At 39.7% G+C, this 14,915-nt stretch carries 14 protein-coding genes; 2 read left to right on the top strand and 12 right to left on the bottom strand.

Going from position 1 to position 14,915, the window contains the following annotated elements; translation table 11 throughout:
* Nucleotides 1-7: 7 nt before the first annotated feature.
* Genes JL001_RS15660 through JL001_RS15695 form a run of 8 tightly spaced genes read right to left on the bottom strand, consistent with a single transcriptional unit; the run spans nucleotide 8 to nucleotide 8,681 of the window.
* Nucleotides 8-2,350 (bottom strand): GMC family oxidoreductase, encoded by a 2,343-nt coding sequence (locus tag JL001_RS15660; protein WP_200977706.1) that lies wholly within the window; start codon nucleotides 2,348-2,350, stop codon nucleotides 8-10.
* Nucleotides 2,334-4,040: a metallophosphoesterase gene (locus JL001_RS15665; RefSeq protein WP_236252845.1), complete on the bottom strand. Its 1,707-nt coding sequence runs from the start codon at nucleotides 4,038-4,040 to the stop codon at nucleotides 2,334-2,336. The genes JL001_RS15660 and JL001_RS15665 overlap by 17 nt, the downstream gene beginning before the upstream one ends.
* Nucleotides 4,030-5,445 carry a patatin-like phospholipase family protein gene (locus JL001_RS15670; protein WP_200977713.1) on the bottom strand — a complete coding sequence of 472 codons (1,416 nt, stop codon included), beginning with the start codon at nucleotides 5,443-5,445 and terminating at the stop codon, nucleotides 4,030-4,032. Before JL001_RS15670 ends, JL001_RS15665 begins: the two co-directional genes overlap by 11 nt.
* Nucleotides 5,435-5,851, bottom strand: coding sequence for a DUF4345 family protein (locus JL001_RS15675; protein ID WP_200977715.1), 417 nt, complete (start codon nucleotides 5,849-5,851; stop codon nucleotides 5,435-5,437). Before JL001_RS15675 ends, JL001_RS15670 begins: the two co-directional genes overlap by 11 nt.
* Nucleotides 5,848-6,225, bottom strand: coding sequence for a patatin (locus JL001_RS15680; RefSeq protein WP_200977717.1), 378 nt, complete (start codon nucleotides 6,223-6,225; stop codon nucleotides 5,848-5,850). The genes JL001_RS15675 and JL001_RS15680 overlap by 4 nt, the downstream gene beginning before the upstream one ends.
* Nucleotides 6,226-6,252: 27 nt before the next feature.
* Complete coding sequence (locus tag JL001_RS15685) at nucleotides 6,253-6,753, bottom strand: hypothetical protein (protein ID WP_200977719.1); 501 nt, start codon at nucleotides 6,751-6,753, stop codon at nucleotides 6,253-6,255.
* An 18-nt stretch (nucleotides 6,754-6,771) separates the two neighbouring features.
* Nucleotides 6,772-7,656, bottom strand: a complete 885-nt coding sequence (locus JL001_RS15690; protein WP_200977721.1) for an acetoacetate decarboxylase family protein — start codon at nucleotides 7,654-7,656, stop codon at nucleotides 6,772-6,774.
* Nucleotides 7,657-7,667: 11 nt separating this feature from the next.
* The gene (locus tag JL001_RS15695; protein WP_200977722.1) at nucleotides 7,668-8,681 is read right to left on the bottom strand and encodes an alpha/beta fold hydrolase; all 1,014 of its coding nucleotides are present in this window, start codon (nucleotides 8,679-8,681) and stop codon (nucleotides 7,668-7,670) included.
* 278 nt (nucleotides 8,682-8,959) lie between these two features.
* Between JL001_RS15695 and JL001_RS15700 the strand changes: the two genes are divergently transcribed.
* Nucleotides 8,960-9,895 (top strand): alkaline phosphatase family protein, encoded by a 936-nt coding sequence (locus tag JL001_RS15700; protein WP_200977731.1) that lies wholly within the window; start codon nucleotides 8,960-8,962, stop codon nucleotides 9,893-9,895.
* Between the two features lie 47 nt (nucleotides 9,896-9,942).
* Nucleotides 9,943-10,371 (top strand): NUDIX hydrolase, encoded by a 429-nt coding sequence (locus JL001_RS15705; protein WP_200977733.1) that lies wholly within the window; start codon nucleotides 9,943-9,945, stop codon nucleotides 10,369-10,371.
* Between the two features lie 96 nt (nucleotides 10,372-10,467).
* Here the strand turns inward: JL001_RS15705 and JL001_RS15710 are convergent, their stop codons facing one another.
* From JL001_RS15710 to JL001_RS15725, 4 genes are all read right to left on the bottom strand, one after another.
* Nucleotides 10,468-11,508: an LA_2272 family surface repeat-containing protein gene (locus JL001_RS15710; RefSeq protein WP_200977735.1), complete on the bottom strand. Its 1,041-nt coding sequence runs from the start codon at nucleotides 11,506-11,508 to the stop codon at nucleotides 10,468-10,470.
* A 77-nt stretch (nucleotides 11,509-11,585) separates the two neighbouring features.
* A complete protein-coding gene (locus JL001_RS15715) occupies nucleotides 11,586-13,232 on the bottom strand; it encodes a hypothetical protein (RefSeq protein ID WP_200977736.1) in 1,647 nt (548 codons plus the stop codon).
* Nucleotides 13,233-13,276: 44 nt separating this feature from the next.
* Nucleotides 13,277-14,248, bottom strand: a complete 972-nt coding sequence (locus JL001_RS15720) for a FecR family protein (RefSeq protein WP_200977738.1) — start codon at nucleotides 14,246-14,248, stop codon at nucleotides 13,277-13,279.
* 4 nt (nucleotides 14,249-14,252) lie between these two features.
* Entirely contained in the window at nucleotides 14,253-14,816 is a 564-nt protein-coding gene (locus JL001_RS15725; RefSeq protein WP_200977740.1) for an RNA polymerase sigma-70 factor, read from the bottom strand.
* Nucleotides 14,817-14,915: the final 99 nt, after the last annotated feature.

Raw genomic sequence — 14,915 nt, forward strand, 5'->3', positions numbered from 1 at the left:
AGATTGACTATTTGATCTTTTTCACATAAGTTTCAAATACATTTCCTGAAAAGAATTTCCCGAAAGCGGAAATAGAACTTAAGCTCTCTGAAGTGCCCGAAACATTTACAGCTTTCATGGTGGTCAGTTGCTTCATAAAGTCCTCCGGATGAATTTTAAGCTTGCCTTTTCCTAATATTTCTCCTGTTGAATCAGCTCCTTTCTTGATAGTGATGAAGAGGGTTGTGGTATCTTTCCAGACGTCAAATCCTTTATCATTATAGACATCCTTGTATCCTTCAAAATAAAATTTCTCACCTTTATGGTCTATTAAGGTAGAATTATAGATCATTTTCTTTCTTTCGGGATCAGCTTTATCTTCGATGAAGAGGTTGAAGGTTCCATTCAGAGCCGTAAGCGGTTTAGGAGAAATAGCTGGTGCTATCATACTTCCCATAAGTCCGGCCAAGTGGTTTTGATCTTTCACAAAAGTGCTCACATCCTCAGATAGAATAGTCAGTGTGAATTCGAAAGGCGAGCTGTTGGTTTGCCCTAATTCATACCCTTTTTCATAGTCATTAGTTTCTCCTAGGCTAAAGTAACCTTTCATGGTTTCGGTAAACTGAACTCCTTTGGTTTCAATATTTTGACCTTTTTTGATAGAAGTATTTTCAAAACTGTATTGGAGATTTTTCCCCATTGAATCAGCTATCAATTTACAACTTCTTTCGGCCAAAGCACTAATGGTGAGCAAAGGGTTGGTGCCTACTGGTCTTGGGAAAACTGCTCCATCCATGACGTAGAGACCATCGTATAGGTCTGTTCCTGTTGGCCCTGAAAATACCTGTCCCTTATGATCCACCACCCCATTCTCAGCAGTGTCTCCCATACTACATCCCCCCAATGGATGTACAGTCACCAGTTCATGATCCATCAGTTTATTCCAAGTGGGATTTGGTACCCTGTTTCCGCCCAAAGCGGTAGTGGCAGAAAGCAATTCTCCGTTTACTTTATTGAAAATATCTTGTTTACCTACACCTTCCCAATTGATGATCAGTTGATCATCCTCCAGTTCCATTTTGCCACTGGCATCATCATGGGTCATCACCAAATAGATTTGGGTATGATTGACTGCTCCATGAAACGGTCCTTTGAAGATACTTATTATTTCCCGCCATTTTTCTCTCCAAAAGTCTTTAAAGCCCCTGTCTGTATCATTTCCAAAAAACCTCGAAAATGTCACCAAGGAGCCTGCCATGATACCTCTAATAGGACCTGGGACCGTGCCTTCTTCGAGGGTCATTCCACTTTCCATATCATCCCGTTCTCGCATGTCTATGACGCTAGTGATACAAGGTCCCACTTTGGCAATCTCTCCAGTGGCTTTTTTACCTAAGCCAATACCGTTGATGGGCATGTCATTATTATATCCAAAGGCCAACACATCTCCATTTCCTGTCATTTTTTGGCCAATAAGGGAAGAAAGAGTCAGCCCTTTTTGAGCAGATCTTAGTAGAATTTCTGTGGAGCCTAAAGAACCTGCACTAATGATAACCGTGTCAGCAAAGACAAATAATTCGGGAGCGTCAAATTTTTCCCTGCCCACATTGAGCAGTAAGAAAGATACCTTCCAGCCTTTTGGTGCTCTTTCAATGTGTCTAACATCTATATTGGTGAAAATTTCTGCCCCGTGGTTATAGGCATCTGGCAAGTAATTCATGGCTGTCGTATTCTTAGCCCCAACGTTGCAGCCTGTAACACAATCCCCACAATTATTGCATTTGGGTTGTTTGATGCCTACATGATTAACTTCTTGGTCTTTGAAATTGACATTGATATCCAGTAGCCTAAAGTCTTCTGACATATAGTCCGCAGACTTTCTCATGGCCTGAGTTTTATTTAATAGGGGGTAGCCATCCTTGTTTTCCGGATAGGGGTTGGGCTTGAGCATTTCCCAAGCTCTTTCTAACCCTTCCTGAAAAGAGCTTATGTCGTTTCGAAGAGCTTCTGGCCAAGCTTGGTCTTCCATCACCCTGGGGTCTGGCTTGATGGAGACATTGGCATTGACCAATGAAGTTCCGCCAAGACCACAACCTTTGAAAACACTGATGCCATTGCCTATGGTGAAATCATAAAGGCCGTTATTGTCAGCTGACTTTTTCCCTTTATTGAAGTTCATCTCTTTGGCAGCTTCAGCCAAAGTGTTTGGGAATTGACCCGGCAGAAACTCTTTTCCCTTTTCCAATAAACAGACTGAAAGCCCACATCTGGACATTCTGGAGGCGGCTATACTTCCTCCATAGCCAGAACCAATGACAATGACATCGTAGTGACTTTTTAACTCGGTTATAGGTCTAGAGAGCTTTTTCATGACGGATAATGATTGGGTTTTCAATTAATTCATATTGGATGGGACTACCTTTGAAAGTGGTTTGGTCTTTATCATTAGCATCGATAACTGTTTCTTGCCAGTCCTTGACCACCGCTTTGACTCCAAAAGGATAGATGGTCAATGCTTCTGAATTGATATGGATTCTGAGAAAATTCTTATAGCCTTCATACCTAAAAGAACTTGATCCTTCCGTAATGTGGTTATCTAAAAAGTTGACGCTTATAAAAAGGTATATCCCAAAAATAATGGCACTGGTAATACCTGAGATAATGATCAGCATACTAAAATAAATGACCAGATACTGCCAGCTATCATCCATCAAATTGAACAGTATGGATGTGATATAGAGCATAAAATAAAAAATCGCCACATGGAGTAATCCATGGAAAAATCCAGCGATGTAATTCCAATTTCCATTACCAGAACTGTTATCTGTAAACAGGATAATTCCACCCCATAAGATAAGGTTAAATACGATGACCATGACCGGAATATGGATATCAAAATAATAGTCATTAATACTATTTGGATTCACAAAAATGCTCAGTGGACTGTCCTGACCCTTATGAAGCATCAAGGCAGTTAGTCCATGGAACAGTCCAAAAAAGGCAATCATGGTCAGGCTGTAGATTGGAAAAACAAAGTTTTTTAATGCCAATGATCTAGAGTCATTTTTGGAAGGGAATGTGGCTTTCAAAACGCCTGAACTTCCTTTTCTAGGTGAAATGCTATCTTTTAAAATATGGGTGAGGTGCATAAAAGCGCCACCACCACCTGCGGTGACCAGCTGTCTTATTTGTCCTTTTTCATCTTTTTCTTCATACCGGGCATAATGGTGAAGGTCGCCGGTAAGGATAGTACTGATTTGGATGTTTTCATTCTTCCCATTGTAGCAACCATCGGATTTACCCAAAAGGATATTATTGATAAAGAATTCAAAACGATTATGAGAGGAATTTTTTTGATCAAAAGACCGGTAAACCCAGCTGGGTTCTGCTGTAGCGATAATGATTTTATCATTGGCTTGAATCTGGTGTTCAGCTATTTCACGAAAATACTGAATTTGGGGATAATCAATGTCTGAGTTGAGTTGAATATCCAATGCAATCAGCCAATAATTATGGGGAAGTTTTAAAGCAAAATAACTGCGACTTTGTTGGGTTCTCCAGTTTCCCAAAGATCTCTTTTGACAGAAAATCCTCAAAAAGTTGGTCAATCCATCATACCAGTCATGATTTCCTGGAATGGCAAACAGGTCTGGTGGATTAGGATCATTGTCTTGCTTTGGAAATGCTGCATGATAAGGTCCTTGAAGCCTGTTTCGGTATTCTTCCAATTCAGGAGTGGGGTAGACTTCATCCCCACCCATGACCAAAATATCACCTCTTTTGATAGGAGAACCATTTACATCTAGGTTTTCTTTGGCCAATAAACTGGCCATGGTGTAAGTGGCGTCAAAACCATCTCCAAGGTCTGAGATATAGTCGATCCAGATTTCATCTTTCTCGGAATAGTCATATTGGTCTGGATTATCTTTGTCCAGCGCAGCTTGAATTTCCCTTTTGTCTGCAAAATTCCCGAAAATCCCAGAAATGATGGTTTTCATTCCGGTAAAGGCTAGTTGTTTGGGGTCATACCAGTTGACCATTTTTTTACGACTAAATTCCATAAGCGACAAAATCTTTGAACATGTTGAGTTTTCCTTTGATACCAGTACCTGATCCACTGACAGTGGTCAAGCTGGTAAAGTACCATGATTTTAATCTGTTGGATAGAGACTGGTACAATGTCCCTTCAAGGGCTACTTTTCCTTCCTGATCAATTATTTGAATAGAAATACTTTTAAAGCCCAAACCAAAAATAATTTCCCATGGACCACTTAGTTTTTGTTTTGTGGTTAGAGTGTGGGTTTCTCCGTTTTTAAGGAAGCTCCCCTTGATGACCTGATAAGGTATGTTGTTTTCTTTTTCAATAGAAATTTGATGATCAAACAAGGCTGTTTCCTTTAGATGACCCTCTATGGCAATACTTGAGGAACTTTCCACAATTTCCTGTCGATCACGGAATTTGGAATAACGATGATAAACAAAATATTGAACTGGGACTTTGTCTGTACCTAAAGTCAGCCCTCCTTCATAAACTCCTCTAAAACTCAAAGTTTTGGAAGGTTCCAAGCAGCTAGTGGCTGTATGATCCAAATTCTCACCATTGTCATTCTTGTTCAGCAAGTACTCCTTAGCATGTTTATAGCCCATATTGATCAGTTCGCGGGCATTGACCTTATTAAAAAAGAAATCAGGATCCAAGGGCAGTGGAATAGGAGATTTGATCACAAAGAGCTTGGTGGCTTTTCTATCGGGATGCAATTGGTCAAACATTTTGATTTGTTTATACTCTTCCAATAATCCACCATTGGCACTCATCTCAATCATATGGACGTATTGATAAAATGCACCAGAAAGGTAAGTAGGGGCATTGCCAATGGCCCACACCAACCAGATTTCTTCAGCACCTTGTTTTACTGCCTCCATCAGGTTGGCATCTTTGATCCAGACAGCGTCAGAATACCAATTGTTGTCTATTTTAAGAGCAGGCATAAAAATGGGCAAGGAGACTCCGGCAATTAAATGGTTTTCTTTTGCGTGAGCGCATGGGATAGCTTCAATGGATTTCTGCGAAAAATTACAAACGTTGAAAGTAGCATTGGCATGAGCTCCAGATTGGATCTGTCGGATATCTATTCCCAAGTGTGGAAAAATTTTGTTTCTAATATTGTCTGCATCGGCATAGCCCTGCATTTTCAATGGCTTCAGGTAATTTTTGGCTTTCCTTCCTGATATAAAATGAGTCAGTTTAAGTGTTCTCCAATTTTCAGCCATTGATTTAGGTTGGAGACCGCTGGCCAGCATTCCTGTATTGAAAATACCTCCTGATGTTCCATCCACATGAAAAAATTCTAATCCAGCTTCCTCCAAAGCCATGATTACTCCAGACTGATAAGCTACTCTCATGCCACCGCCGGCCAGCACCAGTGATCTTTTGATACCGCTATTTGAACCTGGCCTAGTAAACATGGCTAATAAGCTTAGGTTTAGTATATTTATATATCAACCCCCAACCGATGGCCTCATAGATCAAGAAAAACTTGGTCAACAAACCAGGTGTACCATCAAAAAACCAAGAAAATACCCTAGCCATAATCCCCATTCCCATAATGAGTAAAAAGAGGGTGTTAAAAATTTTATGCTGAAAAATATCCTTAAGGAAAAACAAGCTAAATAGGCCAAAACCTAACTCCAAAGCCCTTAAAAATCGATATTGACTGAGTAGATTGATACGGTTAAAGTCATTGAGTTGGTTCACATCCATGGAAAACAAGAAGTCAAAATCCCAACTTGGATAAATAAAAGCCCCCCAAAAACCAGCAAGGACCACAAGCCCCACATAAGTATAAAAGAAAAAGTAGCTGAGGGTTCTCATGGTTTTTGTAGGGTTTTTAAGTAATACAAAAACAGGCCAGCCGAAAATAAATCAAAGACAGCTACTCCCATGGCCATCCAAGAGAACAACCCATTGAAAACGCCAATTGTAACGGCGATAAAAGCGCCTAGTTTTTGCATGGCACACCAAAAAACGGCTGTTTTGGAAGTATGGGTTTGGTAAACTGTATGCACCATTAAACTTCCGAACAAGGCCATAAACATTCCGACAATGCCAAATAAATGTTTAGTTGAATCACTGATTTCTGCACCAATGATCTTAAGGACCATTTCCGGCATAATCATTTGAGTGACACCAGAAATGATTGTGATAATTGATATTCCTATAACAATAAAAGTGAGGTTCTTTTTCATAGTGGGATGTAGGTTAATAGGAGGAGCTTAGGTTTGGTTTTTCCAATAGCGGGGTTTGGCTTTTGCAATAAAGAAATACATCGTCACGCCCCACATAATCGAAAGAATAATCCATCTTAAATCGTTGAGATACATCCACTCTTGTAAGAGCTCTTGAAGTCTTGCTTCATCAGTGACACCATCGATAAACTCATTGTTGATCGTCTCAATATATGCCTGTTGGATGACGACCGGTATCAGTAGACCCGGTGCCCATAAAATAGGAACCCATTTGAGTTTGGTTTTCCATTCAGTGATCAGCATGATCACAATGGCAACAGCCATAATGGGAATTGTAATAAAGAAGAATTTGGTGGCCAAGGTGGTTTGGGGAATGATGGCATCGTAATAGTTTTCCAAATTCAAAGTGGAAGGGTAATTGGGAAACCAAAAAAGATGTAATGACCAAAACATGCCTAAGTAAATGGAGGAACAGAAAAATATATAGGCGTTGTTAATGTCTACTAGCGTTTGTTTTAATGGGCTCATGGCAAGAAAGTTTAGGAATTAAATTTTGTATTGATGGTAATCTGTGATGGAGGGAGGCGCCAACCAGTCTTCAGACAATCCAAGGTCAACTACCGACTCTAATCCCTCTGGCATTTGGGAGGGTGGTTGGTCATAGGTCATAAACCAACTTTCAAAATGGTCATCCAAAACTCCATTGGCTTCAGGCATGTACATCGTAAAGAATGGGGCAGGATTAATATCTATATCGCGTAAAAAAGAGACATTGGGATGATCGCCGATATAGAGGTTAGCTTTGGCTTTGCCAAAAAGGTTTACCCCTGCTTTGGTATTGAAATAAATATAAGAGGCCATCAACATGTTCCTAAATCGGCAATAATTAGTGGTTCCAATTTTCAGACTAATAGAAGGCGAACTTGGACGATCCATTTCTATCCTGAACACAAACTGTCCATCCTTTTCATATTGGGAACTGACTTGCTCCTCACTGACCTTGAAATCCAAGTTTGCTTTATGCTTGGGCATTCCCCAGATTCCTTTGCCTCCTTTTACAGAAACTTCAGAGCTTACGGGCAAATCCAAAATGTATTGGCCCGTGCCATAGGTTTTCATCATCATGGCATTAAGGATTTTAGGGGCAGGCTTGGCTCCATGAGTGCAGCCAATGGCTATGCTGTATTCGATGTATTTTCCAATGCTGGTATCCAAGTAGTTGATCACGGTGATCAAGAGGGCTGCACGTCCATTGGGCAATTTTAGTGCATGGACTTCATCTCCGGGTAGTAGGGCATTGGCCTTTTCCCAATCACAGCTAAAACCGACCATCAAAGCTGGTGATTTTTTGGCATTGACTGGCATTTGGTACGGAATTCCATCAACTAGCGCATATTTACCAGCATAACGTTTGATTCTTTTTGGAGGCATGATTCAAAAATTTAGTTTTTGTTCAATTCATCGATCATCAGAGGGAAAACATCTTTATTGGAAGCTTTACCCAAAAAAACATCCAGATGGCTATAGTCATCCAGCAAGTATAACTTATGTTTGCCTGGCTGACATTTTTCCAGGTAATCAAAAGTGGCCTGTTGGCTTTGAGGCAAAAAGCAAAGGTTTCTGATTCCTCCAAACAAAACAATCCTTGGTGAAAATTGGTGATGTTGAGGTGCGTAGGTGCTGATCCCGGGTTCATTAGGAACCAAAACCCCTTGCTTAATGCACTGGCCAATGTGTTCGAAAAAGGAAATCGGCACTTCGGCAAACTCCTCTTCAATCCATTTCATGGTTTTCTCATCCAGGTTTTCCAGAAGCCAAAGTGCCGGAAAGCCGGATCCATAGGTAAAACTGACAAATTTTCCCACCTTGGTGTCTTTTTCAGGATGGGTCAATAAGACCATCAAGCGCATTAGCTTTGACTTAAAGTCAGGAGCAACATTGCCCCATTTGGGGCTAATGTATTCAAAGAACCTACTGACTATTGGTACCAAAAATCTGGACTTAAAAACAGAAAATCTAGGGACAATAGGGTGTAAGGAAACAGCATTGCTGATGATGGTGGTCACTTCTGGTACCAATCCCAAAACTACCGAAATCATAAAGCTAGTGCTTCCTTGACAGTGTATAATGACTTTTATTTCCGATGCTCCTGTCAATTCCAATACTTTTTTTACAGCGGCAGGATGATCGAATTTAGCCACTTGATCCAAGTCCCATTTATTAGGTTGGAACTCAATACTCCCTCTCCAATTTTCCAGCCATACATCATAGCCTTCCTTGGCCAAAGTTTCTACTAGGTTCATTTCGGTGGGAGGGCAGAAAATATCAGCTCTTACACCAGCGCCATGAACCAGCATAACAGGGCATTTGGAAGGTTGATTTTGTAGGTAATGTTTTAAGTTGCATTTGAAACCATCCAAAGCTAAAAAATCTATTGTTTCAAAATTTGACTGCATTTTATGCTTGTGTTTACATATAATTTAATATAAAAAAATGATATAATCTTAATTTACCAAAAATATTATTGCAGGTATAATTAGAATTAGTAAAATGTTATTTTGAATTAGAGTTCACTTACGCTTGAAATTTTTTACTATTAATTAACGCTATGTGATGTTTATAAATAGTTAAAAAAATATTAATATTTGTAAAATAAATTCACTGTGACTTCCGATTCTAAAAGACTTATTCTTTATTTGTTGAAATAGTAAATCATTATAATCTATAACTAAATATGAAAAGGTTTTTGGGCTTATTGGGACTCTTGTTTGTAGTTTCTTTAAATACGCATGCGCAGAAAACAAAGAAAGTATTGTTTATTGGTACGGATGGGACGCGAGGAGAGGTGTTGAGAAGTATTCCGACACCTAATCTTGATCTTTTGACCAAAAAGGCTATTTTCAGTTATGATGCGATCAACAATGGGATTACCATTAGTGGACCAGGTTGGAGCAATTTGTTTACGGGTGTAGGGGAATCAAAGCATGGAGTAATCGATAATAGCTTTAAAAATAACCAGCTTAAAGACCATCCTGATTTTCTTACGGTAATAAAGGAGCAGTGCTCTGACGCTCAAACGGCCGCATTCTACACTTGGATTCCGGTAGGGATTATTTTGGACAAGACGGATTTGAGGGTAGAGAAAAAATATTCCCAGAATGGAGATGCTTATGTTCACCAGGCTGCCATAGATTTTTTGAAACATGAACCTGCGGATGCCACTGTAGTTTATTATGGTGATGTGGACATTGCAGGTCATAACCATGGTTTCTATGAAGATGTGCCTCAATATTATGAAGAAATTGTTCAGTTTGATAGGTATGTGGGTGATTTGATGGATGCGATAGCCGCTCGTCCAACAAGAAGTGAAGAGGAATGGTTGATACTATTAAGTACGGACCATGGAGGACACAAAACAGGGCACGGTGGAATCACTTTACAAGAAAGAAATATCTTCGTTATTGTAGCAGGGGATAATGTCACTAAAAGAGAAATTAAGCCCAAGCATCCAGGCGTATTGGAACAGGATGCTCCACTAGCTTTGGAGGACTTAGCTAAATATGGCTATGACCAAGTGCCCACTCAGTTGGATATTGTGGCTACCATTTTTGATTTTCTCCAAATAGATTCAGAAAAGTACGGTTTGGAAGGGAAATCACTTTTGAAGTAAAGCTAATTTTACCTAATTAGGGGAAGTATAAAACATTTGAAAACTATATGTCCAATTCTATACCTGAGTGTTTTTATAGGATCAGTGTCAAAGCCCTAATTACAGATGAAACTGGAAGGTTTTTGCTAATTAAAGAAGATAATGGATTATGGGACTTGCCAGGAGGAGGTTTGGATCATGGAGAAAACCCTCAGGAAGGAATTCGGCGTGAAATGATGGAGGAGATGGGCCTAAAACCATCAACAATAGCAGAAGAGCCAGAGTTCTTCTTTACATGCATCAACCCAAAAGGCCAGTATATTGCCAACGTAGTTTACAGAGCAACTTTGCCTCATTTGGACTTTGTTCCTTCTTCGGAATGTGTAGCTGCCCAATTTTTTGGGCTTGATGAAAATTTTGATAAGGGAAGTATGTATCCTAATATTCCCATTTTTGTTGAATTACTTTCCAAGTCAAAAATAAAAAAGGATCAGTAAAAGAAATTATCTTTCACTGATCCTTTAAGTTGATTAATTTTGTGTTTTATAAATAATTGATTTTTAATTATTTATGATTATTTACTTTAAGTGTTTTTAGTAGGAGAAATTGTACCTTAAAGCTGCATTGATCCCTAGGAAGAGCTCATCATCTTCATCAAATGTTTCTCTTCTGAAATAGAAGTTCGGCTCCACATACTCATAATATTTGTCAGATTGAACCCATGTTAAGCTGGGGCCAACTACCAAGTGGACTTTTTGACTTATAGCAACTCCAAGGTTGAGGCTCAGCCTTAACATATCATTATTGCTGCCTACTTGATTTTGGAAGATAGCTTCAGGGTTTACATAGAATACTTTGCCCATAGTCATGATACTACCAAAACCACCTCCCAACGCAAATTCATCTTTCAGATCAGGATTATAGGAGGCATTGAAAGTTGTATAAAGTCTAGGAACTCCAATTTTGAAGGCCACATTTACAGGGTGCATTTCCGTAAAGCCAAATTCAATGGCTTTGTATCCCCCTTTTCTAACGATGGATAGAAGACCAATCGGAACACCGTTATCCTCAAGACTATCTGCATAATTTAAAAAGCCCAGCTGTAAGCTGCCCAAAGATTTTGTGGCATTGACAAAGCCAATTTGTGCGCCATCTACTTTTTTAGGATTGATGTTTACAAATCCGATCTGAGCACCATCTAAGTACTTGGCGGCGGTGTTTACAAAACCAATTTGTGCACCGGACGATTCTTCTACGGTGGTATTGACAAAGCCAATCTGGGCACCAGAAGATTCTTTGATGGCAGTATTGATGAAACCAATTTGACTGCCTTTGAAACCACCTGCTGTTACATTGACAAAACCCACTTGGGCTCCATCTACATCACCACCAGCAGTGTTTAGGAAACTTATTTGAGCGCCACTAAAGTCTTTTCCGTTTGTATTTACAAAACCGATTTGTGCTCCCTTGTGATTTCCTTTGGCTTGATTTACAAAACCAATAAGCGGGTAGTTAAATCCATCAGGAACGAGATTGTAAGCTACCGTATAGATTGGCTTTTCTGATTCCTGAGCCATGGCTACTTGTGTCATAATAGCCAAAAGAAATGTGAAGGGTATAAAGATTCTTTTCATGAGAAATGATAATTTTTGTCCTTTTGATAATAGGACACCCAAAAAAGTATCTACCCTGAGTGGATGTGAAAAAATATTTAAATGAAAAAGAATTGCAATCCAACACTTAAACCTACATATCCCCCCATTAACCCATGGGAGTAGTCAGGTTTGCCAATACCCCAACCAGGAATATCAATCATTTCAGCATCTTCACTGAACAAATAATTAACGGAAGGGCCTACAAACAATTTAAAGTGACGCCGAAATTTTAAAGCTGGCAAAAGTTTCAAGGATGCTACATTAATGGTGGTCTCCGGAGGCCCTAGAGAAGTTCTATTGACCAACTCAGTATCTAATCCAAAAACTCTAGTATTGACCAAATGCAGTCCAAGTCCGGCATCTATTGCCCAATTGTAGGTCCTGTCATTGAGAAAGTGGGCTATTCCTAAAACACTATACGTATAGGTCCCACCGGTTCTTACCGTAAAAGAGGCCATGTTCAATTCATCGTAACTTACTGAAAAGCTTTTTTCTCCACTTTTAATGATATTGATCAATGCAATGGGGTAGTCGCTACTGTCCGCTATGTTAAGCAAGGCGGCGAGTTGGAAACCTGTAACGTTTTTTCCAATATTCGTTAGGCCTGAAATTTGAGTGCCGGCATCACCATGGCTATGGTTATATAGTCCGGAAATTTGAAGGCCTCTGGCTGACTTAGCCTCATTGTATAAACCTGCCAATTGAAAACCATTAAAGTGCCCTGTGATATTAAATAACCCTGCCGCTTGAAATCCAGTGGCATTTCCAAGGACCCGGTTTGAAAGTCCAGCCAATTGAACGCCTTTTTGGTTTCCACCGACTAAGTTGAATAGGCCTGCAGCCTGCATGAAATTGGCATTTTTTTGATTGATGTTGAAAAGCCCTCCCAATTCTACACCATTGACTCCAGCGGTATACCCTCCCAAGATATTGATTGAAGCATGGTTGATGATTTGGCTGTTCATCAAGCCATGAGTACTTAGTCTTGGAATCAGGGAAACCTGAACAGGCATTTCCGCAAAAAATCCACCTAGGTTGATTCCTTGCATTCTCTGCCTAAAGCCTATGAACATGCGCCCCAAAAAAGTCTCTTCTACATTTTCTCCATTTGATCCATAATATTCGAAAATGCCCCTTTTCTTTTTGGCATTCAGGTCAAAAGCCGGTAAAAGCATAAATGTAGTGTCCCTATAATTTTCCTTGCTGATGGTCAGTAGTAAGGACTGGTTGGGGTTTTTGACTTTTAATTCAAAATAACCATTCTTATCAGTTACTGCTGAGGTCAAAAGCCTTTGGTCATATACACTGGCAAAGGCAATGAGTTCATCGCTGGAAAGGTCTTTGACGCGACCAGTAATAAGCCAGTTTTTCCCCAGCTCTGTTTCGTTGCTTTCATCAAGGTATAATTTATTAGGGGCATACCGGATGACGATGTATCCAGGTGTTTCTATAAATTCAAATTTGTCTCCTAACAGTTTGAGCAGCATCCCTCGAATCGGTCCGGAATAGGGGGGAAGACTGACCAGACTGTCTTCAGGAACCAAATTGCTATTGTAAGAAAAGAAAAAGTCACGGCCCTTTGAACTTTGTTCCAGTATATCAGCAATACGCTTTTCACTCATTTCATCCAGTGAAATTGGCTCTTCCAACTTGCCTTGGGCGCTAAGTTGATTATTGATAAAAAAAAATAATAAAAAGGCCATACAGCCTAGTATTAGCCTTTTTAAAGCCATGTTACTTGCTCAAATTACTTGATGATGATTTGGTCAGGTTCTCGGATTATAGTCAGCCCAAAAGTTTCTTTTAATACATTTAAAGCATTTTCCAGAGAATCATTTCTGAAGGTAGTCGTTAATGGTAAATTTCGCAAGTTCTCGTTGAGAATGATAATATTGGCATTGTAAGCTTGGTTGAGCACTTCCACCACCCTCCAGAGTGGTGTTTGTTTGGCTGTGAAATAATCATCCACATAATACCTGTACAGCTCATCCTGGGTCTTTGCAGTCGTGAATAGGCCCTTTTGAGGATTGATCAGCATTGTCTCCCCTGGCTTAAGGATCTTTATCTCATTTTCATATTCTACGCTGACCGATCCACTTTCCAAAATAACCTCAACTTGATCCATGGTCTTTTTGACGTTGAATTCGGTACCCAAAACGGTAATTATCACTTCACCTGCTTGGACATGGAAAGGCCTGTTTTCATTTCTGTGCACCTGGAAAAAGGCTTCACCATTGATCAGTTCTGCATTCCTGTTTTTTTGCAGAATGCTTTGTTCGAAGGCCAATTGAGAAGATTTATTTACGGTAATGACCGAACCATCAAACAAAGTATCACTCACTGCATGCCCTTGGGTGTTGATAAGAACATTGGACATGAACCTGTTGTCTGGCTCCAAAAAGGTTCTGTAAGCCCATATCCCAGCAGTTAGCATCACCAACCAAATTGCCGCCTTACTGAAATAAGAGACCAAGTTGACTGTTTTTGTTTCAATATTGTCCTCATTGATGGCAGCACGTTTTTCCAAGAATCTTTCCCAAGCTTGATCTTCGTCAATGGTATTCTCAGGGCTTATTACTTTGCTTTTTTCCCAAACGAACTTAATTTGTTCGTACTTCTTTTGATGATCAGGATGCTCATGAAGCCAGTTTTCGACTTCCAGCATCTCTGCTTCGTTGCTTTCTTGCAAGAGATATTTTATAAGTCTGTTGTCGTCCATAAGCTTAAATATTAATAAAGAGGAATAGTAAAATGGGAAGAAAGTCAGCCAGCTCTACTCTCAGATGTTTCAAGGCTTTTCCCATATGGGTTTCCACTGTTTTGACAGAAATCCCCATCCTCTCTGCGATTTCACTATACTTTAATGATTCATACCGACTAAGCAGAAAGACTTGGCGGCATTTTTCAGGTAGGTCCTTGAGGGCCTTTTTTAACAGGCTCATCAGTTCATCTTCATGGCCATGGTCATTTTGGAGTGAAGTGTTTTGCGCTTCATATAGGGTGATATTTTGATGTTTCTGTTTCACTTTTTCATGTCGGATTAAGTTCATACAATCCCGATAGACCATGGAATAGAGGTAAGCCCTCAGTGAGGAGTCAATGTGAATGTTTTCTCGTTTTTCCCAAAGCTTGAGAAAGACTGACTGGACAATCTCTTCGGCTTCATCTTCGTCTTTTAGTAAAACACAGGCATAGGCATGCAAAGCCTTGAAGTGCTCCTTGAAGGTGACTTCAAAAACATTGTCATCGATCACTAGGCCAATTTGTGTTTCTTCAGCGTATTTCACTTTTTCCGTATTGCTTAACTAAAATTAATTGCTTTTATGATCCTTTAATAATAGGACACCATAAAAAACATTTACCCTTAGTCAAGAAATTAAAAAATA

The sequence above is a fragment of the Echinicola sp. 20G genome, from assembly GCF_015533855.1.
In the GTDB taxonomy this organism is placed as follows: Bacteria; Bacteroidota; Bacteroidia; order Cytophagales; family Cyclobacteriaceae; genus Echinicola.

Coding starts and splice junctions, on each gene's coding strand:
- JL001_RS15705 (WP_200977733.1), top strand. CDS start 9,943: ATGTCCAATTCTATACCTGAGTGTTTTTATAGGATCAGTGTCAAAGCC.
- JL001_RS15710 (WP_200977735.1), bottom strand. CDS start 11,508: ATGAAAAGAATCTTTATACCCTTCACATTTCTTTTGGCTATTATGACA.
- JL001_RS15670 (WP_200977713.1), bottom strand. CDS start 5,445: ATGTTTACTAGGCCAGGTTCAAATAGCGGTATCAAAAGATCACTGGTG.
- JL001_RS15660 (WP_200977706.1), bottom strand. CDS start 2,350: ATGAAAAAGCTCTCTAGACCTATAACCGAGTTAAAAAGTCACTACGAT.
- JL001_RS15700 (WP_200977731.1), top strand. CDS start 8,960: ATGAAAAGGTTTTTGGGCTTATTGGGACTCTTGTTTGTAGTTTCTTTA.
- JL001_RS15680 (WP_200977717.1), bottom strand. CDS start 6,225: ATGAAAAAGAACCTCACTTTTATTGTTATAGGAATATCAATTATCACA.
- JL001_RS15675 (WP_200977715.1), bottom strand. CDS start 5,851: ATGAGAACCCTCAGCTACTTTTTCTTTTATACTTATGTGGGGCTTGTG.
- JL001_RS15665 (WP_236252845.1), bottom strand. CDS start 4,040: ATGGAATTTAGTCGTAAAAAAATGGTCAACTGGTATGACCCCAAACAA.
- JL001_RS15695 (WP_200977722.1), bottom strand. CDS start 8,681: ATGCAGTCAAATTTTGAAACAATAGATTTTTTAGCTTTGGATGGTTTC.
- JL001_RS15685 (WP_200977719.1), bottom strand. CDS start 6,753: ATGAGCCCATTAAAACAAACGCTAGTAGACATTAACAACGCCTATATA.
- JL001_RS15720 (WP_200977738.1), bottom strand. CDS start 14,248: ATGGACGACAACAGACTTATAAAATATCTCTTGCAAGAAAGCAACGAA.
- JL001_RS15690 (WP_200977721.1), bottom strand. CDS start 7,656: ATGCCTCCAAAAAGAATCAAACGTTATGCTGGTAAATATGCGCTAGTT.
- JL001_RS15715 (WP_200977736.1), bottom strand. CDS start 13,232: ATGGCCTTTTTATTATTTTTTTTTATCAATAATCAACTTAGCGCCCAA.